The organism is Roseibium sp. HPY-6 (assembly GCF_040530035.1).
Classification (GTDB): domain Bacteria; phylum Pseudomonadota; class Alphaproteobacteria; order Rhizobiales; family Stappiaceae; genus Roseibium.
The window spans coordinates 1,917,486-1,940,493 of the sequence record NZ_JBEWCD010000001.1 but is presented as its reverse complement, the minus strand read 5'-3'; the positions used below and the strand labels follow the sequence as shown (position 1 = coordinate 1,940,493).

Annotated in this window: 23 protein-coding genes; 5 read left to right on the top strand and 18 right to left on the bottom strand. The window is 59.0% G+C overall.

The window, feature by feature from the left end:
- Positions 1–18 precede the first annotated feature (18 nt).
- A complete protein-coding gene (locus ABVF61_RS09025) occupies positions 19–177 on the bottom strand; it encodes a hypothetical protein (protein WP_353993182.1) in 159 nt (52 codons plus the stop codon).
- Between the two features lie 42 nt (positions 178–219).
- A complete protein-coding gene (locus tag ABVF61_RS09020) occupies positions 220–1,161 on the bottom strand; it encodes a sugar ABC transporter substrate-binding protein (RefSeq protein WP_353993181.1) in 942 nt (313 codons plus the stop codon).
- A 173-nt stretch (positions 1,162–1,334) separates the two neighbouring features.
- Here ABVF61_RS09020 and ABVF61_RS09015 point away from each other — a divergent pair, with 173 nt between their 5' ends.
- Positions 1,335–2,333 (top strand): LacI family DNA-binding transcriptional regulator, encoded by a 999-nt coding sequence (locus tag ABVF61_RS09015; RefSeq protein WP_353993180.1) that lies wholly within the window; start codon positions 1,335–1,337, stop codon positions 2,331–2,333.
- 39 nt (positions 2,334–2,372) lie between these two features.
- On the opposite strand, the gene ABVF61_RS09010 is transcribed toward ABVF61_RS09015, so the two are convergent.
- The 3 genes from ABVF61_RS09010 to ABVF61_RS09000 are packed head-to-tail and all read right to left on the bottom strand — an operon-like array spanning position 2,373 to position 5,572.
- Positions 2,373–3,512 carry a Gfo/Idh/MocA family protein gene (locus tag ABVF61_RS09010; protein WP_353993179.1) on the bottom strand — a complete coding sequence of 380 codons (1,140 nt, stop codon included), beginning with the start codon at positions 3,510–3,512 and terminating at the stop codon, positions 2,373–2,375.
- Positions 3,509–4,411 carry a TIM barrel protein gene (locus ABVF61_RS09005; protein WP_353993178.1) on the bottom strand — a complete coding sequence of 301 codons (903 nt, stop codon included), beginning with the start codon at positions 4,409–4,411 and terminating at the stop codon, positions 3,509–3,511. The genes ABVF61_RS09010 and ABVF61_RS09005 overlap by 4 nt, the downstream gene beginning before the upstream one ends.
- A gap of 39 nt (positions 4,412–4,450) precedes the next feature.
- On the bottom strand, positions 4,451–5,572 hold the full coding sequence (locus ABVF61_RS09000) for a Gfo/Idh/MocA family protein (protein WP_353993177.1): 1,122 nt from the start codon (positions 5,570–5,572) through the stop codon (positions 4,451–4,453).
- 117 nt (positions 5,573–5,689) lie between these two features.
- On the opposite strand from ABVF61_RS09000, the gene iolD reads away from it, so the two are divergent.
- Genes iolD through ABVF61_RS08980 form a run of 4 tightly spaced genes read left to right on the top strand, consistent with a single transcriptional unit; the run spans position 5,690 to position 10,230 of the window.
- On the top strand, positions 5,690–7,570 hold the full coding sequence (gene iolD, locus ABVF61_RS08995) for a 3D-(3,5/4)-trihydroxycyclohexane-1,2-dione acylhydrolase (decyclizing) (protein WP_353993176.1): 1,881 nt from the start codon (positions 5,690–5,692) through the stop codon (positions 7,568–7,570).
- A 38-nt stretch (positions 7,571–7,608) separates the two neighbouring features.
- The gene (gene iolC, locus ABVF61_RS08990; RefSeq protein ID WP_353993691.1) at positions 7,609–8,547 is read left to right on the top strand and encodes a 5-dehydro-2-deoxygluconokinase; all 939 of its coding nucleotides are present in this window, start codon (positions 7,609–7,611) and stop codon (positions 8,545–8,547) included.
- Positions 8,548–8,560: 13 nt separating this feature from the next.
- A complete protein-coding gene (locus ABVF61_RS08985; protein WP_353993175.1) occupies positions 8,561–9,403 on the top strand; it encodes a 5-deoxy-glucuronate isomerase in 843 nt (280 codons plus the stop codon).
- Positions 9,400–10,230: a class II fructose-bisphosphate aldolase gene (locus ABVF61_RS08980; protein WP_353993174.1), complete on the top strand. Its 831-nt coding sequence runs from the start codon at positions 9,400–9,402 to the stop codon at positions 10,228–10,230. The genes ABVF61_RS08985 and ABVF61_RS08980 overlap by 4 nt, the downstream gene beginning before the upstream one ends.
- Before the next feature lie 15 nt (positions 10,231–10,245).
- Here the strand turns inward: ABVF61_RS08980 and ABVF61_RS08975 are convergent, their stop codons facing one another.
- The 13 genes from ABVF61_RS08975 to ABVF61_RS08915 all read right to left on the bottom strand — a co-directional run bounded on the left by ABVF61_RS08975 (position 10,246) and on the right by ABVF61_RS08915 (position 22,977).
- Positions 10,246–10,641: a RidA family protein gene (locus ABVF61_RS08975; protein ID WP_353993173.1), complete on the bottom strand. Its 396-nt coding sequence runs from the start codon at positions 10,639–10,641 to the stop codon at positions 10,246–10,248.
- 24 nt (positions 10,642–10,665) lie between these two features.
- On the bottom strand, positions 10,666–11,352 hold the full coding sequence (locus ABVF61_RS08970) for an ABC transporter ATP-binding protein (protein WP_353993172.1): 687 nt from the start codon (positions 11,350–11,352) through the stop codon (positions 10,666–10,668).
- Positions 11,349–12,098, bottom strand: a complete 750-nt coding sequence (locus ABVF61_RS08965; protein WP_353993171.1) for an ABC transporter ATP-binding protein — start codon at positions 12,096–12,098, stop codon at positions 11,349–11,351. Before ABVF61_RS08965 ends, ABVF61_RS08970 begins: the two co-directional genes overlap by 4 nt.
- Entirely contained in the window at positions 12,091–13,074 is a 984-nt protein-coding gene (locus tag ABVF61_RS08960; protein ID WP_353993170.1) for a branched-chain amino acid ABC transporter permease, read from the bottom strand. Before ABVF61_RS08960 ends, ABVF61_RS08965 begins: the two co-directional genes overlap by 8 nt.
- Positions 13,071–13,991 (bottom strand): branched-chain amino acid ABC transporter permease, encoded by a 921-nt coding sequence (locus tag ABVF61_RS08955; RefSeq protein WP_353993169.1) that lies wholly within the window; start codon positions 13,989–13,991, stop codon positions 13,071–13,073. Before ABVF61_RS08955 ends, ABVF61_RS08960 begins: the two co-directional genes overlap by 4 nt.
- Before the next feature lie 58 nt (positions 13,992–14,049).
- Positions 14,050–15,186 (bottom strand): ABC transporter substrate-binding protein, encoded by a 1,137-nt coding sequence (locus ABVF61_RS08950; protein WP_353993168.1) that lies wholly within the window; start codon positions 15,184–15,186, stop codon positions 14,050–14,052.
- A gap of 129 nt (positions 15,187–15,315) precedes the next feature.
- Complete coding sequence (locus ABVF61_RS08945; protein ID WP_353993167.1) at positions 15,316–16,944, bottom strand: AMP-binding protein; 1,629 nt, start codon at positions 16,942–16,944, stop codon at positions 15,316–15,318.
- 110 nt (positions 16,945–17,054) lie between these two features.
- Entirely contained in the window at positions 17,055–17,507 is a 453-nt protein-coding gene (locus ABVF61_RS08940; RefSeq protein ID WP_353993690.1) for a cupin domain-containing protein, read from the bottom strand.
- A gap of 27 nt (positions 17,508–17,534) precedes the next feature.
- Positions 17,535–18,680: an acyl-CoA dehydrogenase family protein gene (locus ABVF61_RS08935; RefSeq protein WP_353993166.1), complete on the bottom strand. Its 1,146-nt coding sequence runs from the start codon at positions 18,678–18,680 to the stop codon at positions 17,535–17,537.
- Positions 18,680–19,480, bottom strand: coding sequence for an enoyl-CoA hydratase family protein (locus ABVF61_RS08930; protein ID WP_353993165.1), 801 nt, complete (start codon positions 19,478–19,480; stop codon positions 18,680–18,682). The genes ABVF61_RS08935 and ABVF61_RS08930 overlap by 1 nt, the downstream gene beginning before the upstream one ends.
- A complete protein-coding gene (locus ABVF61_RS08925; protein ID WP_353993164.1) occupies positions 19,473–19,943 on the bottom strand; it encodes a MarR family winged helix-turn-helix transcriptional regulator in 471 nt (156 codons plus the stop codon). Before ABVF61_RS08925 ends, ABVF61_RS08930 begins: the two co-directional genes overlap by 8 nt.
- A complete protein-coding gene (locus tag ABVF61_RS08920; RefSeq protein WP_353993163.1) occupies positions 19,940–20,683 on the bottom strand; it encodes an SDR family NAD(P)-dependent oxidoreductase in 744 nt (247 codons plus the stop codon). Before ABVF61_RS08920 ends, ABVF61_RS08925 begins: the two co-directional genes overlap by 4 nt.
- The gene (locus tag ABVF61_RS08915) at positions 20,680–22,977 is read right to left on the bottom strand and encodes a bifunctional salicylyl-CoA 5-hydroxylase/oxidoreductase (protein ID WP_353993162.1); all 2,298 of its coding nucleotides are present in this window, start codon (positions 22,975–22,977) and stop codon (positions 20,680–20,682) included. The genes ABVF61_RS08920 and ABVF61_RS08915 overlap by 4 nt, the downstream gene beginning before the upstream one ends.
- Positions 22,978–23,008 lie beyond the last annotated feature (31 nt).

The following is a 23,008-nucleotide window of genomic DNA, read 5'->3' as shown; positions in this document are numbered from 1 at the left end:
GCGGCGGTCTCTTGGGACTCAGCCATAGGTCTCCTCCTGCGTGCCGGTCGGGCCGGCCGCTCCTGTGCGGCCCTGCCGCTCAAACGCTCTGGTGTTCCTGGTGAGATCAGCCGGACGGTCAGGTCCGCTCAGGTGGTCTCGTGACCCTGGAAGGGGCCTAAAGGGAGAGGCGGCCATGCGCCTCTCCAGGGGCCGCCCGGGGGCGGCCGCAAGACGCTCTCAGCGATACTCGCCGGCGTGTTCTTCAACCTTGGACAGGGCGTCCTTGGTGATGAAGCCGGGACCGGAGTTGATGTTGTTGCCCGGAAGAACGCCAAAACGCTGGTAGTTGGCCAGAACGATCACAGGCAGATAGGCCTGCAGGAAAGGCTGCTGGTCAATGCCCCACTGGATGGTGCCGTCCTTGATGCCCTTGACGATCTCCGTGCCCAGGTCAAACGTGCCGAAGTAAATGTCGCCGGCCTTGCCGATCTCCTGAAGCGCACCAATGGTCGGGTCCGCCGAAGTCGGGCCAAGCGTCAGAATGGCTTCCACATCCGGATTGGCGGACAGATACGCCTTGACCTTGTTCTTGATCTCGGCCGGATCCTGGCCGCTGTCGATCATGCTGTCGCCCAGCTCGACACCCAGACCATCGGCAAAGCCGCGGCAGCGCTCACCGACAACCGGGTTGGAGACAACGTGGTTCACACACAGGAACGAGCCGACACCATCGCGCTTGGCGCGCTGACCGGCCGCAAGACCGGCATCGTATTCGGGCTGGCCGATATACATCAGAGCACCAACGTCAGCGGCCTGCTCGGGCGTGCCGGAATTGATGATGATCACCGGAATGCCCTTGGCAACCGCGTTCTGGATCGGACCGGACAGAACGTCCGGATCGGCCAGCGTCGTGATGATCCCGTCCGGATTGGAGGCTGCCGTCTGCTCGATGATGCGCGCCATGTCCGCAATGTCGCCTGTCGGAGGATTGCGGTACTCAACCTCGGCACCCACCTGCTCACCGGCAAGCGCCAGACCGTTCTTGATCGTGTTCCACCAGCTGTCGCTGTCCGGCGCATGGCTCACAAGAACAAAACGCTCTCCATCAGCCAATGCAGGCCCAGACAAACCCGTAAACGCAATGGCAGCAGCCGCCATCGCAAACAACGTCTTCTTCATTCGTTCCTCCCAATTTCCAGGCACGTCCTTGCGTTTCCTTCAAAAAGAAAAAGTGCCTTACGTCAAAGAACCACACTCTCATTAATTTTGCAACCGGTTGCAAAAAAATTGACGGGGTGAAGCTTTTGTGTAGTTTCATTGAAACGGAAGACTGAAACAGGCAGGCAAGGGATTTGGCGGTTACACTGAAGGAAGTTGCGGAATTGGCAGGCGTTTCCCGCTCGGCGGTTTCGCGGACCTTTACGGACGGTGCCAGTGTCTCCACGCGAACCCGGGAGAAAGTCGAAAAGGCGGCAAAGGCACTCGGATACAGACCGTCTCTGATTGCCAGGAGCCTTGCGACAAACCGGACCAAGCTGATCGGACTTGTTGCCAACAATTTCCAGAACCCGGCCTTTCTGGATGTCTTCGACCTGTTCACAAGTGAACTGCAGAAGCGCGAACTGCGTCCGCTCCTCGTCAATCTTTCGGGCGAAACGTCACCGAAGAAAATCGTTGAGCTGCTGCGTCAATACAGCGTCGACGGCGTCATTGTTGCTACGTCCACGCTGCCCACGAGTTTTGCGACCGCTTTTCAGACTGCCGGTATTCCGGTGATCCATACATTCGGAAAATTCCAGGCTAACGCCAATGTGCATGTCGTCGGGATCGACAATGAATTCTGTGGTGCCATGGCAGCGCGAACGTTCTCGGACCGCTCCTACAAGACCGTCGCTTTGCTCGGCGGTCCCGAAACGGCAACGTCTACGCAGGACCGGTCCTCCGGTTTCCGGCGAGCTGCAAAGGAATTGGGACTACGTGTCGCGAAGGTGTGTTTTGCGGAGAATTATACTTACCAGGCCGGGCGTGATGCGATGCGTGATGTGCTGGAAGATGACGCTGTCGAGGCGGTTTTCTGCGGCGACGACCTGATCTGCATGGGCGCGATGGACGCAGCACGCGATGCCGGAAAATCAATCCCGGAAGATATCGGTTTTCTTGGCTTCAACGATATCGGGATGGCAAGCTGGGATGCTTATGCACTGACGACAATCCGCCAGCCTATACGCGACATCATAATGAGTTCCGTGGAACTGGTTGTCGGCATGGTGGAAAATCCGGGCCGAAGCCCGGAAATTCGTCTCTTTCCCTGTTCTGTCATAGAACGCGGTTCGTTGCGGCCCGTCATTTAGATCCGGTGGATTAACACGCAAAAGCCATAGTGAGCCGGATCAGAGCCCGACCCACGCGCCGCGTGACTTGGCAGAGCGTGCTGCGGCCTCGATCGCCCGCATGGACCACAGACCGTCCATTGCCGTTGGGAAGTCCCGTGCAAGCGGATCGGCGGCAATGCCGTCGCGTTCCGCTTTCAGAACATCAGCCAGATCATGATAGATATTGGCAAAGGCAACCGGCATGCCTTCCGCGTGGCCGATCGGAATTCTGGACGCGCGCACCGCCTGAGGCGAAAGCGCCGAGTCACCGCGTTCAAGAACCTGCGTCCTGCCGTTGAGCGGTGTCCAGTGCAGTTGCTCGGGATGCTGCTGCTGCCAGGAAAGCCCGCCCTTTTCACCAAAAACCTGCAACGTCAGGCCATGCATGCGGCCGACGGCGATGGCGCTTGTCCAAAGCCTGCAAAGTGCGCCGTCCGACAGCCGGATGTTGATCATGGCGTCATCTTCAAGCTGGCGGTCTCCAACCATGGATGCGAAATCGGCGGATAGTTCAGCTGGTGTTTGTCCCGAAACAAAGCAGGCCATGTGGAAGGCATGGATGCCTGCATCGGCAAAGACGGCGGACGTTCCTGCCTGATCGGGGTCATACCGCCAGCGGATCCGCGGATTGTCGGCTTCCTCGGCATCGGCATGGAACCCATGCGCGAATTCTGCCTTGATCAGGCGGACTTTTCCGAGCTCTCCACCGGCGACCATGGCCCGCATCTGACGCACGAGCGGATATCCGCTATAGCCATAATTGACCGCACAAATCCTGCCTGTTTCTTCAGCGAGCTCAACGATATGCTCGGCTTCTTCGGCAGTCATCGTCAGCGGTTTTTCGCACAGCACATGAAAGCCTGCTTCCAGGAAGGCGCGGGAAATCTCGTAGTGCGTGGCGTTCGGTGTGGCGACCGTCACAAGGTCCAGCCGATCTTCGCGCGCACGCTCTCCCTCTAACATTTCCTGCCAGTTTCCATAGGCGCGGTCCTCGGCAACGCCAAGCCGCATTGCGTAATCCTTGCCCTTGGCCGGATCGATATCGAGCGCCCCGGCTGTCAGATGGAAATGCCCGTCCAGTGACGCGCTGATGCGATGTGCCGGCCCGATTTGCGATCCTTCGCCGCCGCCGATCATGCCCCATTTAAGTTTGGTCATGCCGCAACCTCAAAACCGATAGAGTGCAGAAAAGTGCGGTTTTCGCGGGCGTCGTCCAGCGGCGACTGCGCCTTTTCAGGGTCGCAGTCCTGCTCCACCGTGCACCAGCCGGTGAAGCCGGAGCTTTCCAGCTTGGCTTTGACGGCGGGAAAGTCGACAGATCCCTTGCCGAGATTGCAGAAAATACCATCGCCGCACGCGTCGTAGAAATCGGCGCGGTTCGCGACGGTCCGGCTGCGTACCTCCGGATCTATATCCTTGAAATGCATATAGGAAATCCGGTCCATGTGACGATCCATGAAAGCGACCGGGTCGAAATCCGCATAGTGGCTGTGACCTGTGTCCAGGCAGATCTTAAGGAGGCTGTCGTCGATTTCCTCAAGCAGGCGTTCGACCTCGTCCTCAAAATCCATGAAGCCGCCGGCATGCGGATGGATTGCAGTTATCAGGCCGTATTCTTCCGTCCCCATCTTGGCGATGTCCTGGATTTTGTCCCGGTATGCGGACCATTCGGACGCCGACATCTGCTCTGCCTCGCCTGGGCGGCCGGCAGTCGGCGCGCGGCGCGGTGAGATGGAATCGATCAGAACGAGGTGCCTGGCACCGTGCGCTTTCAGTGCTTCACAGGTACGCACCGAACCATCTTTGACATCGTCCCATTTTGCCGGGTCGTGGAAGGGGCGGAACACAACGCCGCCGATCAGTTCCAGATCCCGCTCGGCGAGCGCGTCACCCAGCTCTGAAGGGTCTTCGGGCATGAAGCCGACGGGGCCGAGCTCAATGCCGCGATAGCCGGCGTCCCGGCATTGATCGAGGACCGATTGCCAGGAGGGATTACGCGGATCATCCGCGAATTCAACACCCCAGGAACAGGGTGCATTTCCGATCTTGATTGTCATTTGATTCATCCAAAAATGACGGGCAGGGAGCGCTTTCGCCTAGACCTCGTCGAGATTGATCCAGCTCTTGGATTCGTGCGATTGCCAGGCCGCCTCGATGACCTGGTTTACATAAAGGCCGTCCTCGAAGGAGGGCCAGATGTTCTGTCCTGTCTCGATTGCCGTCAGGAAATCCTTGGCCTCGATGATGATCTGGTCCTGATATCCGGTGCCGTGACCCGCGCCAAGGCAGAAATTCACATAGTCGGGATGATGCGGCCCGGTCAGAATTTTCCGGAAACCTTCCCGTGACGGGTTCTGGCCCCCTTCGTAAAGCCAGAGAGCGTTCTGATCTTCCTGGTCGAAACGGATCGCTCCGTTGGTTCCAAAGATCTCGTAGGCATAGCCCATCTTACGGCCCCACGCCGTGCGGCTGATATAGAGCGCGCCCAGAGCACCGGAGGTGAACCGGCACATGAGTTGCGCCTGATCGTCATTGGTAACCGGAACCATACCGTTGTCGGAGGGGCGTTCTTTCACCACAGTGTCGATTTCCGCAAGTACGCGCTCAATCGGACCGGCCAGGGCCTGTGTTCCATTGATGATATGGGGCGCCAGATCTCCCATGTTGCCGTTGGAGCGGCCCTGTGCGCGCCAGGTTCCGGGGAGGTTGGGATCTGCAAAAAAATCCTCGGTATGTTCGCCGCGCAGATAGGTGATCTCACCGATTTCGCCTGCTTCGATGATTTCGCGCGCGAGCTGCGAGGCGGGTGTGCGGATATAGTTGAAGCCGACCATGTTGATGCAGCCGGAGACGTTCGCGGCTGCCGTCATGTCCCGGCTTTGTCTCAGATCCTGTCCGAGCGGCTTTTCGCAGAAGACCGGCTTTCCCAATTCGAATGCCGCGGTCGCGATTTCAAGGTGGGTGCTTTGCGGCGACGCGATCACGATCGCTTCGACTTTGGGATCGTGGACCAGCTCTCGCCAATCAGCTGTCGAGCGTTTGAACCCAAGCTCGCTCGCCTTTCGGGCTGCACCTTCTGCAGTCGTGGTGCAAACCATTTCCAGAACCGGACGCAACGTGGTGTCGAACACCGCCCCGACGGAATGCATAGCAACAGCATGGGCTTTCCCCATATAGCCGCCACCGATTATGCCGATGCCAATCACGCGCGTTTCCATCTATTTTTGATCCATTTTTGCAACCGCTTGCAAAACAGCTAAACACCCATTAGCTTTCACAGTCAAGGGTCCCTGGGACCGCACAAGAAAATTCCATTCCGGGAGGTGTTGAGGCCTATGGTCCAGAAGACGGTACGCCTGACAATGGCGCAGGCGCTTGTGCGCTATCTGGCTGCGCAATTTGTTGAAATCGACGGTCAACGCGTGCGGTTCTGCGCTGGCGGGTTCGGTATTTTCGGGCACGGAAACGTGACCTGCCTGGGAGAAGCCCTCTTTGAACACAAGGATGAGCTGCCGCTTTGGCGCGGCCAGAACGAACAGTCGATGGCAATGGCCGCTGTCGGCTATGCCAAGCAGCAACTGCGCCAACGCTTCATGTTTGCAACCTCTTCGGCGGGGCCGGGCACGACCAACCTGTTGACGTCAGCCGGGATTGCGCACACCAACCGATTGCCGCTTTTGATGCTTGCCGGGGATGCTTTCGTGACGCGCCTGCCAGACCCGGTCCTGCAGCAGGTCGAGCATCCGGGCAATCCGAGCCTTTCGGTCAACGATGCCTTCAAGAGCGTAACGCGGTACTGGGATCGCATCACGCATCCGGCGCAATTGCTTCAGTCACTTCCCGCAACCATCAACACGCTGATCGACCCGGCCGATTGCGGGCCGGTTTTCCTCGGACTGCCGCAGGATGTGCAGGGCTGGGCCTATGACTATCCTGAAAAATTCTTCGAACCGAAAACGCACTATCTCAGGCGGCAGATGCCGGACGTTCGGGAACTGGAGCAGGCGGCGCAAATTCTCAAGACAGCGGAACGCCCGCTGATCATCGCCGGGGGCGGGATCCAGTATTCGCTGGCAACAGCGGAAATGCGCGACTTTGCGCACACGCACCGGATCCCGGTGGTCGAGACCATCGCAGGACGGGCCAATCTCGTTTTCTCCGATGAGCTGAATTGCGGGCCGCTTGGGGTGACGGGATCAAACTCGGCCAACAACCTTGCACAAGAGGCCGATGTCATTCTGGCTGTTGGAACGCGGCTGCAGGACTTTACGACAGGTTCCTGGACGGCTTTCGCTGCTGATGCGCAGATCGTCACGGTAAATGTCGGACGCCACGATGCGGCAAAGCACATGTCTACCCCGGTTGTCGGTGATGCCAAGCTGACGCTGCCGGTTCTTTCAGAGGCGTTGGGCTCATTCAGAGCAGCAGGCGGTTGGCTGGAGCGCGCCGCGAAAGAGCGGGCGGACTGGTCGGCCTATCTCGACGAAAACACCTCGCCGACGGGCGAGGACGGCAGTAATCGGCCAATGTCCTATGCCCAGGTGATCGGCGCGATCAACGAGGTCTGCGACGCGGAAGACCGTGTGGTCGCAGCGGCAGGTGGATTGCCGGCAGAAGTCACCGCGAACTGGCGCACGAAATCGATCGGCAGCGTTGACGTTGAGTTCGGCTTTTCCTGCATGGGCTATGAAATTTCCGGCGGATGGGGCGCGCGTCTCGGTCATATGGAAAAACATCCGGACAAGGAAACCATCATTTTTGTCGGTGACGGGTCCTACATGCTTCTCAATTCAGACATCTATTCCTCGGTGCTATCCGGAGCGAAGATGATCGTCGTCGTTTGTGATAACGGCGGGTTTGCGGTCATCAACAAGTTGCAGAACAATACGGGGAACGAGTCGTACAACAACCTGATTTCCGACTGTAAATTAGCCGTCGAACCTTTTTCCGTCGACTTCGAGGCACATGCCCGGTCAATGGGAGCGAATGCCGAAACGATTCATTCCATTGAAGAGTTGAAAGAGGCTTTCCAGCGGGCAAAACAGTCCGAGCGAACCTATGTCATCTCGATGAAAGTGGATGCGTTCGAGGGCTGGACGCAGGAAGGGCACACCTGGTGGGAAGTTGGAACGCCGGAGGTTTCGAACAGCGAGCGCGTGCGCAAAGCGCATGAAGACTGGGAAGCCGGTCGCGCTCCGCAGAGAAAAGGCGTCTGACTTTGCCTGCCTACCTGACCCCAAAGTCGAAATTTCTGGTGCTCGGCCGAGCCGGGATGGATTTTTATGCAGATCCTCCCGGAGCCGAGGCGGAACATGCCACAAGGTTCACCACCGCCCTCGGCGGATCGTCCGGCAATATCGCGGCCGGACTTGCGCGGCACGGCCTTTCGGTCAGTCTTTTGACCTGTGTCTCCGATGACTCCGTTGGCCGTTTCGTGCTGAATCAGCTCAAGGCATATGGCGTCGCAACAGACCATGTTCGGGTGCTCAGCGGGGAATCGCGGACATCGCTCGCGGTTACGGAAACCCGGATCGAGAACACCCAGAACACGCTTTACCGGAACAACGCGTCTGATCTCCTGATGAGCGAAGAACAGGTGCTCGCCGTTCCCTATGTTGATTTTGAAGCCTTGATCGTGACGGGAACCGCCCTGGCGGCCAACCCTTCAAGGGAAGCAACATTTAGGGCGATGGAACACGCGCGCCGCGTTGGTGCCCTTGTTGTGATCGACCTTGACTACAGACCCTATTCCTGGCCGAGCGCACATGAAGCAGCCGAGGTTTACCGGGCGGCCATCGAAAGTTCCGATTTTGTCGTCGGCAATGATGACGAGTTCGCGGTCGTTGCCAATGGTGCGCACGAAGACGGGCGAAACCTGGCCGCTTCGCTTGGGACTTCCGAGAAAACAATAATCTACAAACTCGGCGAACGCGGCTCGGTCGTATTCTCGGGTGACGAACCGTTCGAGACCGGCATTTTCAAGGTCGAGGCCATAAAGCCCATGGGCGCGGGCGATGCGTTCATGGCGTCGCTCATGGCGTCAATCGCCGCGGAATTCTCGTTAAAAGAGGCCGTCCTAAGAGGCTCGGCCGCTGCCGCGATGGTGGTTTCGAAGTTCGGGTGCGCGCCCGCAATGCCGACGCCATCTGAGCTCGACGCTTTTCTTTCCAATCACTCAGCCCCCCAGTCCTGAGGAGACACACAAGATGCATTTTCCTCCCTATGACAATGCGAACAAGGCGATCATCGATGTCGAGGACAGCAGGGTTCCGCTGAACTACTTCAATATCGTCAAGCTGACCCGTGGCCAGGCGTTTGAATACGCGGTGCCGGGTTATGAAACCGCTATTGTTCCAGCAACCGGAACCGTCGATGTCGACGTTGAAGGCGTTGCCTTCTCGGCTCTTGGCAACCGGGGCGAAGATGTCTGGGACGGCGAGCCGGAAGGGGTCTATGTTCCCAGCGGTGCAAAAGCGCAGCTCGTCTGCGTGAGCGACACAGCTGAAGTCTTCATCGCCGGTGCAAAATACGACAAGGTGCTGGAGCCCTTTGACGTGCGGACGGCCGATATCGATCTTGTCCAGTACGGGTCGGACGACACCAAGACGCACCGCAAGATCAAGCATATCCTCGGAACCAAGTATCACGACAAGGTCGGTCGCCTGCTTGTCTCCGAGCTCTTCACGGTCGGGCAGGGTGGATGGTCGGGCTTTCCGCCCCACAAACACGACACGGATCGGATCCCGGAAGAGAGCCGGCACGACGAGACCTATAATTTCCGCTTCCGCCCGAAAAAGGGCTTCGGTATGCAGCTCGTTCAGCGCGAGGACGGGGAGGTGGGCGATGCCTACCACATTGTCGACGGTTCGACGATCGTGCTCGACAAAGGATACCACCCCTGCGTCGTCGCGCCGGGCTACGAGATGTATTATTTCACAATTCTCGGCGGTCTGTCGCAGCGTTCGCTGGTGCAGTTCTTCCAACCTGATCACGCCTGGCAGATCGAGACCATTCCCGGCATCAAGGACATGATCGCGAAGTTCAAATGACCGCTGCGACGCTCGCTGAGGTCCTCGAACCTGCGCTCAGCGGAAACTATGCGCTGGCCGGGCTTGTGGTGCTCGGATGGGAAGACGCCGTCGCGTTTGTGGAGGCTGCCGAAGAAGCCGGGTGTCCGGTCATTCTTCAGGCGGGGCCCGGATGCCGGGCCCACACCCCGGTTCCGGTGATCGGCAAGATGATGCGTCATCTGGCGGATCAGGCAAGGGTGCCGGTGGTCTGCCATCTCGATCACGGCTACACGGTCGATGAGTGCCGCACCGGGATCGATCACGGCTTTACGTCGGTCATGTTTGACGGCTCCAAACTGCCGGTGTCCGAAAATATTGACCTGACCGCGGGGCTCGCCGAAGTGGCCCATGCCGCCAATGTCTCTGTCGAAGGAGAGGTCGGGTATGTCGGCTACGCCGAGGGTGCCGCCTCTGCCTTCACCGATCCGGGAGAAGCAGAGCGTTTCGACAAGGAAAGCGGGGCGGATGCGATCGCGATTTCCGTTGGAAACGTCCATTTGCAGACGGAAAAGACGGACGGTATCGACTTCGAGGCACTGTCGGCGATCGAGCGCGTTACCTCCAAGCCTCTCGTTCTGCATGGAGGCAGCGGTATTCCACCTGCCGTGCGCAAGCGTCTCGCGCAGGAGACCAGAGTGTGTAAATTCAATCTGGGCACCGAGTTGCGTCAGACTTTTGGAGCGTCCCTGCGGCAGACGCTTGAAGACAACCCGCAAGTGTTCGACAGACTTTCCATCTTGAAATCAACCATGCCGGCGATGCGTCAAAGCGTTTCGGATATTCTGAAGACGATTACGCTGGTCTAGCTGAGAAGCCAGCTTTCAATCTAGCTGCGCGGTTGCCTCGATTTCGATCAGGGCCTCGTCCTCGATCAATCCCGCAACAACGACAACGGACATGGCCGGAAAGTGCCGGCCAAAGACCCGCCGGTAAGCCTGTCCAACTTCCTTCTGACGGGCGAGGTATTCGCGCTTGTCGGTGATGAACCATGTAAGGCGGACAATGTCGGTGACCTCGCCGCCGGCCTCCCGCACGATATCCGCGATATTGGTCAGCGTCTGCTCCATCTGGCCGACAAAGTCGTGTGTCTCGAAAACCTGATCCTTGGTCCAGCCTATCTGTCCGCCGACATGCAGGGTCTGACCTTTTGTCAGCATTCCGTTCGCATATCCCTTTGCTGGTGCCCACCCCTCGGGTTGAATGTGTTTCGATGGCATGGCTTCAGACTTTCCTTGGATGTTTCAAACGCCGATATATGTTGTTGTGATGTCGTCGGTGAGATCTGCGATCTTTCCCGTCCAGACCGTTCTGCCTCGCTCGAGAATGGTCGCGGTGTCGCAGATGTCTCTCAGTTCCTTGATCGACTTGTCGATCACGAGGATCGCGAGGCCGGTCTCGGCCTTGAGCGAGCGGATGACGGCCCAGATCTCCTGGCGAATGATCGGGGCAAGGCCCTCGGTCGCCTCGTCCAGAATGAGCAGTTTCGGGTTGGTCATCAGTGCACGTCCGATGGCGAGCATCTGCTGCTCCCCGCCCGATAGCGATGATGCGTTCTGATTGCGCCGCTCCCCGAGCCTTGGGAACATGTCGACGACGCGCTCGAAGGTCCAGTCCCCCGAACGGGCAGCTGCGATCAGGTTTTCATGAACCGTCAGATTGCCGAAGCAGCGGCGGCCTTCCGGGACGAGGCCCAGTCCAAGTCTTGCAGCGCGATGGCTCGGAAGTTTGCTCAAATCACTGCCGTCAAAGGTCAGTGTGCCACCCGATTGCAGCATGCGGCAGATGCATTTGACCGTCGTGCTCTTGCCCATGCCATTGCGCCCCATGAGAGCGAGAACTTCGCCCGCACCGATGGACAGATCGACACCGAAGAGGGCCTGGCTGGCGCCATAGGAGGCGGTGATGTTCGAGGCCGTTAGAAGCGTCATGCATCTTCTCCGAGGTAAGCTTCGCGCACGGCGGCATCGGAGCGAATTTCATCGACGGTTCCGGTGGCAATCACTTCGCCATATACAAGAACGCTGATCCTGTCCGCGAGCGCAAAAACGGCGTCCATATCGTGTTCAACCAACAGGATCGGTGCCTGCTCGCGCAGTTTGTCGAGGAACTCCGTCAGGCGTTTGGACCCTTCCGATCCCATGCCGGCCATCGGTTCGTCCATGACAAAGGCCTTGGGTTCTTTTGTGAGCGCAACGGCCACTTCAAGCTGCCGGCGCTGGCCGTGGCTGAGCTCTGCAGTTCGCGACAGTGCGTGATCCTGCAGCCCGACACGGTGGAGCGCTTCTTCGGCCTTCGTCCGCAGATCCGTGTCTTTCAGAACGTCTTTCCAGAACCGCCAGGGATTTGCCGTTGCACCAAGCGCGCCGAGCACGGCGTTCTGAAGAACGGTGTCTTCCATGGCGAGCGAAGAGATCTGAAACGTGCGGCCGAGGCCACGTTGAGCACGGTCCCTGGTGGCAAAACCCGTCACGTCCTGACCCAGAAGACGGACAGAACCTGAATCCGGCCTGAGCGTTCCGCAGATCTGGCCGATCAATGTTGTCTTGCCAGCTCCGTTCGGACCGATGATGGCGTGGATTTCGCCAGCTTTCAAATCAAGCGAGATGTTCCTGCTGGCGCGCAAGGCACCGAAGCTTTTGCAGATATCGCGCGTTTCGAGAACCGGATCAGTCATGAACGGCCGCCTTTCCGGATGCAAGGCCTATCAGGCCGCCCCGGCCGAAGAGCACAATGAGCAGAAGCAGGATGCCGAGATAAATATGCCAGTAGTCGCTGAGGCCGCCGAGCCAGTGTTCGAGCGCGACAAAGGCGAGGGCTCCGACGACCGGCCCGTAGAGACGACCGACACCGCCCAGGATCAGGAAGATCATGATTTCACCGCTGGTTTGCCAGCTGAACATGGTCGGGCTGACGAAGCGGTTGAGATCGGCGAACAAAGCTCCGGCCAGTCCCGTGATGGCACCGGAAATCACAAAGGCGACGAGTTTGAGCCGGGTCGGATCAAGGCCGACCGTCTCGACGCGGACAGGCGCTTGCCGCGCGGCGTTGAGGGCGAGCCCGAAGGGAGATTTCGACAGTCTCCAGGTGAAGAGCAGGACGAGGCACAGAATGACGAAGCAAAGGCCATAGAACTGGATCGGCGCAAGCGTGTTCAGGCCTGGGAAACCGTTGCGCACGTAAATCGACAATCCGTCTTCGCCGCCATATTCGGCCCAGGAAATGGTGAAGAAGAAGAACATCTGGCCGAAGGCCAGCGTGATCATGATGAAGTAGACGCCGGTGGTCCTGAGGGAGAGGGACCCGATCACGAACGCCGCGAGTGCCGATACGACGACAGCAACAAGCCAGATAAGCGGCATTGACTTGGTGCCGTCGATCAGGAACGGCCATTCCGCCAGGGGTGTATAAGTCTGCGCGTGGTAAGCGAGAATACCCATCGCGTAGCCACCGATACCAAAGAAGACGGCATGACCGAGACTGACAAGGCCGCCAATGCCGAGGGCGATGTTAAGACCGATCGCGGCGATCGCAAAAATTACGGCGCGGGTCATCAGCGTTATGGTGAAGGGCTCGTCCGCGAACAGCGCCCAAGCCGGAACGAGAACGAAGAGCCCAAGTGTCAGGGCGTTCAGATAGGTTTCCCGGATCATGCGCGCGCTCCGAACAGGCCTGCAGGGCGCAGGATCAGGACCGCTGCCATGAGAATATAGATTGCCATGGAGGCAAGCGAGGAGCCGACGGACGTCGCCGTCGAGGGATCGAGAAAGAGTTTCAGCGCCTCGGGGAGGAAGATTCCGCCGAGCGTGTCTGTCAGCCCAACTAGGATGGCACCCACAAGCGCGCCCTTGATCGAGCCGATGCCGCCGATGACGATGACAACGAAGGCCAGAATGAGTACCGGTTCGCCCATGCCGACCTGCACAGACTGAATGGCGCCGACCAGCGCTCCGGCAAGACCCGCCAGTGCCGCACCGAGCGCGAAGACGATGGTGTAGAGCTTGGCGATATCGATGCCGAGCGCAGCAATCATTTCCCGGTCGTTTTCACCGGCCCTGATCTGGATACCGAGCCGTGTCCGGGAAATCAGCATGTAGAGACCTAGGGCCACGAGAAGACCGATGACGATCAGCGTCAGCCGGTAGAGCGGATACTCGATGCCGCCCGGCAGCGTTATGGGTCCGGAGAGGAAATCCGGCACATCGAGGAACAGGGGGAACGATCCGAAGATCCATCTGGTGCCTTCGGAGAAAATCAGGATCAGGGCGAAAGTCGCGAGCACCTGGTCAAGGTGGTCCTTGTCGTACAGTCTTCGAATGACCACGAGCTCCACCAGCGCACCGGCGGCGGCGGCGCCTGCGAGAGCGGCAACGAGGCCCAGCAGAAACGATCCGGTTGCTGCGGCAACTGCGGCCGCGCAGAAGGCGCCGATCATGTAGAGCGAGCCATGCGCCAGGTTGATGAGCCCCATGACGCCAAAGATCAGCGTCAGGCCGGCCGCCATCAAAAAGAGCATGATGCCGAATTGCAGGCCGTTCAGAACCTGCTCTATGAGCAACAGAAATGACATGAAGATTCAGCCCCATGCCGTCCCGGCTTAAAGCCGGAACGGCACCGTTGGAGAGTGCTTACATGCTGCAATCGCCGGCATAGGCGTCAGCATGATCCGTCAGTGCGGCCGCGAGGATCTTGTTGGTGAAGACGTCGCCTTCCTTGATGACCTCGCGGACATAGATGTCCTGGACCGGGTGATGGTTGGACCCGAACTTGAAGTTGCCGCGCGTGGAGTCGAAGTCGGCTTCCTTCAACGCCGCGCGGAAGGCGTCGGCGTCCTTTACATCAGCTTTTGCCATTGCAGAAAGCAGAAGGTTCGCCGTGTCGAACCCTTGAGAGGCATAGAGCGACGGCAGGCGGCCATACTCGGCCTGAAACGCTTCGACAAAGGCCTTGTTGGTCGGGTTGTCGATGTCCTTGTTCCACTGGCTGGTGTTCTTCACGCCAAGCGCAGCGTCGCCAACGGCCTGCAGGATGCCCTGGTCGAACGAGAACGCCGGACCGACAACCGGAAGGTCGATGCCGCTGTCCGCATACTGCTTCAGGAAGGAAATCCCCATACCGCCGGGCAGGAAGAAGAAGACGCTGTCCGCGCCCGAAGCGCGGATCTGGGCCAGCTCGGCTGCGTAGTCCGTCTGGCCAAGCTTGGTGTAGAGTTCACCGGCAAGATCACCATCGTAGAAGCGCTTGTAGCCGGTCAGCGCATCTTTTCCCGCCGGATAATTGGGCGCGAGAATGAAGCTGTTCTTGTAGCCTGTATCCTTGGCGTACGCGCCAGCAGCCTCATGCAGGTTGTCGTTCTGCCATGCCACGTTGAAATAGTTCGGATGGCAGCCCTTGCCGGCGAGCGCCGACGGTCCTGCGTTTGGCGAAAGATAGAATTTGCCCTGTGCGGTCACGGACGGCACGACTGCCATGGCGAGGTTCGACCAGATGATACCGGTCAAGACGTCAACCTTTTCCGATTGGACCATCTTGTCGGCGAGCTGGACGGCGATGTCCGGCTTGCGCTGGTCGTCTTCCACGATGACTTCAAGGTCTTCATTGCCGGCCTGTTTCACGGCCAGCAGGAAACCGTCACGGACGTCAATTCCAAGCCCGGCGCCGCCCCCGGACAGTGTGGTGATCATGCCGACCTTGACCGGTTCAGCCTGTACGCTTGACAGGCTCATCGCCAATGCGGCCGCTGCCGCCATTGTCAAAAACTTCATTGCTTGCTCCTGTTGATCAAAAAAGTCTGTTCCCGTTTATTGATTTTCCGGCTTCTTCAACTGTCTGCCGGTTGGGGCTTCTTGGTTGTGACATCGCTCGCGTGCCCCTTCGCGAGTGAATTCTGAAAGTTACTGGTCCTGCCGCAATCGGAATCGCTGGATCTTTCCGGTCTCCGTTTTCGGAAGGGTGTCCGTGAAGATGATAGAGCGCGGATATTTGTAAGGCGCAATAGTCGATTTCACGTGATCCTGCAGTTGCTTGCGCATTGCGTCGTCGGCGCTCGCATCCGCGGCCAGGACGACGTGGGCTTCGACGATGGCGCCTCTTTCCGTGTCCGGAACCCCGATGACTGCGCATTCCTGAACGCAGGCATGGGCAAGGAGCGCAGCCTCGACCTCGGGTCCGGCGATGTTGTAGCCGGACGAAATGATCATGTCGTCGTTGCGGGCGGCGAAATGCAGGTGACCGTCCTCGCTCATGGAAAAACTGTCGCCGGTGATGTTCCAGCCGCCGACCACATAGCCGCGCTGCCGGTCATCGGCGAGATACCGGCACCCGGTCGGTCCGCGCACCGCCAGACGGCCGACTTCTCCCGGTTCAACCTCTTTGCCGTCAGCGCCCAAGACCCTGACTTCGTAGCCGGTGACCGGTTTGCCAGTGCAGGCAGGTTTATGATCGTCAAAGCGATTGGAAACGAAAATGTGCAGCATTTCTGTTGCGCCGATGCCATCCAGCATGGGCTTGCCCGTCTTTTCCATCCAGGCGTCGTAGACCGGGGCCGGCAATGTTTCACCTGCAGAGACCGCTGCGCGGAGCGATGACAGGTCTGCACCTTCTTCCATCGCCTGAAGCATGACGCGATAAGCGGTCGGTGCGGTGAAACAGACAGTTGCCTTATATTTCTGGATGATTTCGATCATGTTGGGCGGCGTTGCGCTTTCAAGCAGTGTCGCGGCAGCACCGAACCTGAGCGGAAAGACCGCAAGACCGCCCAGGCCGAAGGTGAACGCAAGCGGCGGGGATCCGACAAAGACGTCGTCGGGCGTGACGCCCAGAACTTCTTTTGCATACCCATCGGCGATAATCAGAATATCCCGGTGGAAGTGCATGGTCGCCTTGGGCGTTCCGGTCGACCCGGACGTGAAACCAAGAAGCGCGACATCATCACGCCCGGTCGCAACTGCATCGTAAAGCACGGATTTTTCGAGCGCGAGGCGATCAAGTTCGGCATCGTGGTTGGACGTGCCGTCAAAGCCGATGACTTTCTTAAGAAAGGTCGACGTCTTGGCGCATGCGACCAGTTCGTCCATCAGGCGGGTGTCGCACAAAGCGAATTCCACTTCCGCCTTGTCGACGATCTTTGTGAGTTCACCGGCGCGCAGCATCGGCATTGTGTTGACGACGACAGCGCCGGCTTTTGTCGCCGCCAGCCAACAGGCGACCATGGCCGGATTGTTTGCGGAGCGGATCAGAACCCTGTTGCCGGGCTTGACGCCCAAATCCTCGGTGAGTGCATGGGCCAGGCGGTTGGTCCAGTCAGCAAGCTCCTTGTAGGTCCGGCGCCTGCCGTTGCCGATCAGCGCCGTGTGGTCGCCAAATCCCCGTTCAACCATTTTGTCCGTCAGTTCAACGGCCACATTGAGCTGATCCGCATAGTCGAAGCCATCAAGCAGGAAGTCCGGCCATTGCTCTGCCGGCGGAAGATTGTCGCGTGCAAATGTGTCCACATGCGCGGAGGGCGAGAGAGTACCGGCCATGATCGACATCTTCCCCTTTTGTTAAACGGACCGCAGAGCATTCCGACGTCTGTATGCTACAGTCAAGTTGCCCTAACGCTTTCGAAAAAATCAGTTATTTGCCTTCCGGGCTACTCGTTGGCTTCCGGCGGCAGGAAGTCGACATCGTGTTCCGCGGAGACCCGCACAACTGCTTCCACGTCCGTCATTTCGTGCAGTTCGTCGAACAGTTCCTTGAGTTTTCCGGCTGGTGACACCCAGAAGAGGGCACGACAGGGACTGTCTGATTTGTTGAAATACCCGTGGGGTACTCCCATAGGCATGCGCACAAGGTCGCCTGCGCGTGCCTTGACCCACTCGCCGTCCAATTTGAGGTCGAGTTCGCCTTCCTGCACCAGAATGAATTCGTCCTGGGTGGGATGAACGTGGACAGGAACGAACTGCCCCGGCTCGGAGTTGGTTTCAAAAGCGAATGTCGACTCGCACCAGGCCTTTGGATAGTAGGTCTGCCCCAGAATGTTGAGGGTAACGCCGTCGAAGCCTTCGCCATTGCGGGTGATGCCGCCGTCAAGTCCGTTGGTCATGGTCATTCCTTCCCCTCCTGTTGGCCGTCAGAGGCTTTGCAGCGCCTGACGTGCGATGATGATCTTCTGAACGTCGGATGCCCCTTCATAAATACGTAAGGCACGGATTTCGCGGTAGAGTTTTTCAACGGTCGTGCCGCTGCGCACACCGTCGCCGCCGTGAAGCTGAACCGCCTTGTCGATCACCTGTTGTGCCTGGTCGGTCGAAAACAGCTTTGCCATCGCCGCCTCACGCGTGACACGCGGCGCGCCGCTGTCCTTCGCCCAGGCGGCGCGGTAGATGAGGAGAGCGGCTGCATCGATGTCGAGGGCCATGTCTGCAATATGCCCTTGCACAAGTTGCAGATCGAAAAGTGGCGCGCCCTGGATCTTGCGGCTCGTGACCCGGTGCAGGGCTTCGTCGAGCGCGCGCCTTGCAAATCCAAGAGCGGCCGCTGCGACCGTCGAGCGGAAGATATCGAGCACCGACATGGCAACCTTGAAGCCGGCACCCGGAGCACCGATCAAACTTGATCTGGGTATGCGGCAATCGGTAAAGCGCAGCGTCGCCAGTGGATGTGGCGCGATGGTTTCCAGACGTTCAACGACCTCAAATCCGGTGGCGTCCGGCGTCACAACGAAGGCCGACAGACCCTTTGCGCCGGGTGCTTCGCCCGTTCGGGCAAAGAGCGTATAGACGTCAGCGATCCCGCCATTGGAAATCCAGGTTTTTTCGCCGTTGAACACATATGTATCGCCGTCTTCCGTGGCCGTCATGGTTGAGTTGGCAACGTCGGACCCCGACTGCGGTTCGGTCAGGGCGAAGGCGGAAATTGCCTTGCCGCTGCGCGTGAGCGGCAGCCAGTCTTTCTTTTGCGCGTCTGTTCCGAAGAGGGAAATTGCACCCGTCCCGAGACCCTGCATGGCGAAGGAAAAGTCAGCGAGGCCGTCATATCGGGCAAGCGTTTCGCGGATCAGGCAAAGGCTGCGCACATCAAGCACACCCTCCGGTGATCCTGTCAGTTGCAGAAATCCGGCATCGCCAAGATCGGCCACGAGCTGGCTGCAGGCAGCGTCAGTGTCGCCATGATCAACGTGGGCTAGATTGGCCGCTGCCCAAGTCTCCAGCTCTTCGGCCAGTGCTCGATGCCGGTCTTCGAAAAACGGCCAGGTCAGGAAGGTTTTGTCCGCCATCAGTCGCCCTCAAACACCGGTTTTTCCTTGGCGGCAAAAGCTTCATAGGCACGGCGAAAATCGTTGCCCTGCATGCAGATCGCCTGGGCCTGGGCTTCCGCCTCAATTGCCTGTTCAAGGCTCATGGACCATTCCTGTGCCAGCATCGTCTTGGTCATGGAATTGGCGAAAGTCGGCCCGGCTGCGATCCGCGCGGCAAGATCCATGGCAGCGCTCTCCAGTTCAGTCGCCTCGACAACCGAATTGAAAAATCCCCAGGCGTGGCCCTCATCTGCCTTCATGGAGCGCCCGAGATAAAGAAGCTCCGCGGCCCGCCCCTGACCGATGATCCTTGGCAGCATGGCGCACGCGCCCATGTCGCAGCCCGCAAGGCCGACGCGATTGAACAGGAAGGCAACCTTTGCCTCCGGGGTTGCTATCCGCAGATCAGAGGCCATTGCCATGATCGCGCCTGCTCCGGCACAGATGCCATCCACCGCCGCGATGACCGGCTTGCCGCATCCGAGCATGGCTTTGACCAGATCGCCGGTCATACGCGTGAACGCCAGCAGCTCTTTCATGTTCATACGGGTCAGTGGACCGATGATGTCATGGACGTCGCCGCCAGAGCTGAAATTGCCGCCGTTCGGGAGAATGACGACTGCGTGGACGTCGTCCGCGTAGTGAAGATCGCGGAACCAGTCGCGAAGTTCGGCATAACTTTCGAATGTGAGCGGGTTTTTCCGCTCCGGCCGGTCCAGCGCGATCTGAGCGATGCCGTCTTCGATCCGGCAACGAAAGTGTTCGACGTTGCTACGCATCCGCACGCTCCTTCTCGGTGCTTTGGGTCAGAACACGCTCAAGCGTATCTGAGAGCGCTTCAAGGTCTTCAAAAGAAAGACCGTCGAGCAAGGTATCAATCCAGCTTTCGTGATGGTTTGCCAGGCTTTCAAACTCCGACTTGCCTTTTTCAGTCAACCGCGCGACCTGAGCCCGCTTGTCACCGGGTACGGCGACGCGTTGCGCAAGGCCTTCTTCGGTCAGTTTGTCGACGATGCCCGTAACGTTTCCGTTGGACACGCGGAGGAAGCTGGAGAGGTCGCTCATCTTGAGCCCTTCCGGAAACCGCGCGAGGGCCGACATCACGTCGAAACGCGGCAGTGTCGTGTTGTGACGGTCACGCAGGTTACGGCGGATCTCGGCTTCAATGCCGTTCGACGTTTTCAGGAGTTTGAGCCAGACGCGCAGACGTGTCTTGGAAATCGGTTCTATCGCAGAGGTCATAACTCGCCTCCCGACAGGCTTATCGCCTGGCCGTTGATCGATCTTGCACCATCTGAACACAGCCATAGCGCGGTTTCGGCAACTTCGTCTGCCTGGATGAAACGTCCCTGCGGATTGTCCGCCTTGAGGGTATTGGCCGCGTCCTCACGGCTCATGCCGGTCTTCGACATGATATTCTCAATCGATCTTTCGAGCATCGGGGTTTCGACGAAACCCGGGCAGATCGCATTGACGGTCATCCCGGTTTTCGCAAGTTCCTTGCCGAGCGCCCGGGTCAGGCCGACGACCGCATGTTTGGCTGCGCAATAAGCGCTGACATAGGGGTAGCCGCGCAGGCCCGCCGTTGACGCGATCGCAATAAGTCTACCCCAACCCGACGCCTTCATGTCCGGCAAGGCCGCTTGCCAGACGTTGGAAACGCCATAGAAGTTTACGGCCATCATGGCTTCCAGCATCTGCGGTTTCATTTTGGAGAAAGGCGTGCTTTCCGCAGCCCCGGCATTTGCGATCACGATATCGACAGGGCCTGATGCCTCACGTGCCGCGTGAAAGGCGGTCTCAACGGCTCCTACATCTGTCACATCGCAAAGCTGGTAGGGCAGCGACTGCTCGGCCAAAGGCTTTTCCGTTCGGCCGAAAATCGTCACCTTCGCTCCGTTTCGCGCAAGCAGTTGGGCGCAGGCTGCTCCCACGCCGCTGCCGCCACCGGTCACCACGATATGTCGATCCGACAGGCTCATGCGCGAACGATCTCCGTGTCGCGGTCGCCGAGGCGCCAGGCCTGATCTCTGCCGGCAAGGTAGGGCAGGGGCCAGTCGGTCGCATGCCTGTCGCCGATCCGGCAGGCTTCATGAAGTGTCCAGTACGGGTCAGCGAGATGCGGACGGCCCACGGCGACGAGGTCGGCGCGTCCGGCCATCAGGATCGAGTTGGCGTGGTCGGCCTCGTAGATGTTGCCGACGGCCATGGTTTGAAGCCCTCCCTCGTTCCTGATCTGGTCGGAAAAGGGTGTCTGGAACATGCGGCCATAAACCGGCTTTGCCTCCGGCGTCGTCTGGCCGGCAGAAACGTCGATCAGGTCGGCTCCTGCAGCGCGGAACATCCTCGCGATTTCGACTGCATCCTCTGGCGTTACACCTTCGCTTCCGACCCAGTCGTTGGCCGAGATGCGCACCGACATTGGTTTTTCCTGCGGCCAAACTTCCCGCATGGCCCTGAAGACCTCCAGCGGCCAGCGCATCCGGTTTTCAAGGGAACCGCCGTATTCGTCCGTACGGACATTCGAGACCGGAGAGATGAATGAGGAAAGGAGGTAACCGTGTGCCGCATGAAGTTCGATCATGTCGAAACCAGCGCGCTCCGCCATCTCGGCCGAGCGGACGAACTGTTCCTTGATATCCGCCATTTCGGCCTGCGTGATCTCGCGCGGCGTCGCATTGTTTGCCGACCACGGGATCGCCGATGCGGAGACCAGTTCCCAGTTGCCATCGGCAAGCGGCGCGTCCATTTCCTGCCAGCCAATCTGGGTCGACCCCTTGCGGCCTGAGTGCCCGATCTGGCAGCAGATCTTTGCATCCGTCTCGGTATGGACGAAGTCGGTCAGGCGCTTCCAGGCGGTCTCGTGTTCGGGCGCATAAAGTCCGGGGCAGCCTGGGGTGATACGGCCTTCGGCGCTGACGCAGGTCATCTCCACATAAACAAGACCCGCGCCGCCTTTGGCCCGTTCGCCGTAGTGGATCAGGTGCCAGTCTGTCGGAGCACCGTCGACTGCCTTGTACTGCGCCATCGGCGAGACCACGACCCGGTTCTTGAGCGACATATCGCGTAGCTTGAAAGGCGTGAACATCGGAGCGCGCACCGGTGCATTTTGCGACACGCCCGCCTGGTCCATGAACCAGCGTTCCGCGCTCTCAAGCCATTGCGAGTCGCGCAGGCGCAGGTTCTCATGACTGATCCGTTGCGAACGGGTCAGTAGATTGTAGTTGAACTGAACGGGATCCTGATCGAGATAGCGTTCGACATTTTCAAACCATTCGAGCGAGTTGCGCGCAGCCGACTGAAGCCTCAGAACCTCCAGCCGACGTTCTTCCTGATACCGCTCGAATGCCGTTTCCATGTCCGGTTCGGTGTGGAGATAATCCGCGAGCGCAATGGCGCTGTCGAACGCCAGGCGTGACCCGGATCCGATCGAAAAATGACCGGTGGCTGCGGCATCTCCCATCAGGACCACGTTCTCGTGGTACCATTTTTCGCAGATCACGCGCGGGAAGTTCATCCAGACCGCAGAGCCGCGAAGATGGGCTGCATTGGACATGAGATCGTGGCCGCCGAGATACTTCTCGAAAATCTTCCGGCAGGTCTCGACGGTCTCCTCCTTCGACATGTCCGCAAAGCCCCAACCGTCCCAGGTGGGCTGAAGACACTCGACAATGAAAGTCGCGGTGTTGTCGTCGAACTGGTAGACGTGCGCCCAGATCCAGCCATGCTCCGTTTTCTCGAAGATGAACGTGAAGGCGTCGTCAAATTTCTGATGCGTTCCAAGCCAGATGAATTTGCAAAGCCGTGTGTCGATATCCGGCTTGAAGACGGCCTCGTATTCGTTGCGGACCCTGGAGTTGATACCGTCCGAGGCTACGACGAGGTCGTAGTCCTTGCGAAATGTTTCGGCATCCTGGAATTCGGTTTCGAACCGCATTTCCACGCCGAGTTCGCGAGCACGCTCCTGCAACAGGATCAGCATCTGCTTGCGGCCAATGCCTGCAAACCCGTGTCCGCCGGAGACCGTGCGCACGCCGTTGTGTTCGACGGCGATATCGTCCCAATAGGCGAAGTGATCGCGGATTGCCTGGGTGCTGACCGGATCGTTGCCTTCCATCCGGCTGAGGGCATCGTCCGAAAGAACGACACCCCATCCGAATGTGTCGTTTGCGCGATTGCGTTCCAGAACCACAATCTCGTGCGACGGGTCGCGCAGCTTCATGGATATCGCGAAATAGAGGCCGGCTGGCCCTCCGCCTAAACAGGCTATCCTCATCAGATCCTCCGCATGATGCGAGCCCCATCAT

What these genes read in the sequence shown, in the direction of transcription:
- ABVF61_RS09020 (WP_353993181.1), bottom strand. Translation starts at nt 1,161, where the DNA reads ATGAAGAAGACGTTGTTTGCGATGGCGGCTGCTGCCATTGCGTTTACG.
- iolD (WP_353993176.1), top strand. Translation starts at nt 5,690, where the DNA reads ATGGTCCAGAAGACGGTACGCCTGACAATGGCGCAGGCGCTTGTGCGC.
- ABVF61_RS08950 (WP_353993168.1), bottom strand. Translation starts at nt 15,186, where the DNA reads ATGAAGTTTTTGACAATGGCGGCAGCGGCCGCATTGGCGATGAGCCTG.
- ABVF61_RS08980 (WP_353993174.1), top strand. Translation starts at nt 9,400, where the DNA reads ATGACCGCTGCGACGCTCGCTGAGGTCCTCGAACCTGCGCTCAGCGGA.
- ABVF61_RS08970 (WP_353993172.1), bottom strand. Translation starts at nt 11,352, where the DNA reads ATGACGCTTCTAACGGCCTCGAACATCACCGCCTCCTATGGCGCCAGC.
- ABVF61_RS08920 (WP_353993163.1), bottom strand. Translation starts at nt 20,683, where the DNA reads ATGAGCCTGTCGGATCGACATATCGTGGTGACCGGTGGCGGCAGCGGC.
- ABVF61_RS08945 (WP_353993167.1), bottom strand. Translation starts at nt 16,944, where the DNA reads ATGGCCGGTACTCTCTCGCCCTCCGCGCATGTGGACACATTTGCACGC.
- ABVF61_RS08955 (WP_353993169.1), bottom strand. Translation starts at nt 13,991, where the DNA reads ATGTCATTTCTGTTGCTCATAGAGCAGGTTCTGAACGGCCTGCAATTC.
- ABVF61_RS08985 (WP_353993175.1), top strand. Translation starts at nt 8,561, where the DNA reads ATGCATTTTCCTCCCTATGACAATGCGAACAAGGCGATCATCGATGTC.
- ABVF61_RS09010 (WP_353993179.1), bottom strand. Translation starts at nt 3,512, where the DNA reads ATGACCAAACTTAAATGGGGCATGATCGGCGGCGGCGAAGGATCGCAA.
- ABVF61_RS08975 (WP_353993173.1), bottom strand. Translation starts at nt 10,641, where the DNA reads ATGCCATCGAAACACATTCAACCCGAGGGGTGGGCACCAGCAAAGGGA.
- ABVF61_RS08915 (WP_353993162.1), bottom strand. Translation starts at nt 22,977, where the DNA reads ATGAGGATAGCCTGTTTAGGCGGAGGGCCAGCCGGCCTCTATTTCGCG.
- ABVF61_RS08940 (WP_353993690.1), bottom strand. Translation starts at nt 17,507, where the DNA reads ATGACCAACGGACTTGACGGCGGCATCACCCGCAATGGCGAAGGCTTC.
- ABVF61_RS09000 (WP_353993177.1), bottom strand. Translation starts at nt 5,572, where the DNA reads ATGGAAACGCGCGTGATTGGCATCGGCATAATCGGTGGCGGCTATATG.
- ABVF61_RS09025 (WP_353993182.1), bottom strand. Translation starts at nt 177, where the DNA reads ATGGCCGCCTCTCCCTTTAGGCCCCTTCCAGGGTCACGAGACCACCTG.
- ABVF61_RS08960 (WP_353993170.1), bottom strand. Translation starts at nt 13,074, where the DNA reads ATGATCCGGGAAACCTATCTGAACGCCCTGACACTTGGGCTCTTCGTT.
- ABVF61_RS08965 (WP_353993171.1), bottom strand. Translation starts at nt 12,098, where the DNA reads ATGACTGATCCGGTTCTCGAAACGCGCGATATCTGCAAAAGCTTCGGT.
- ABVF61_RS09005 (WP_353993178.1), bottom strand. Translation starts at nt 4,411, where the DNA reads ATGACAATCAAGATCGGAAATGCACCCTGTTCCTGGGGTGTTGAATTC.
- ABVF61_RS08925 (WP_353993164.1), bottom strand. Translation starts at nt 19,943, where the DNA reads ATGACCTCTGCGATAGAACCGATTTCCAAGACACGTCTGCGCGTCTGG.
- ABVF61_RS08935 (WP_353993166.1), bottom strand. Translation starts at nt 18,680, where the DNA reads ATGGCGGACAAAACCTTCCTGACCTGGCCGTTTTTCGAAGACCGGCAT.
- ABVF61_RS08930 (WP_353993165.1), bottom strand. Translation starts at nt 19,480, where the DNA reads ATGCGTAGCAACGTCGAACACTTTCGTTGCCGGATCGAAGACGGCATC.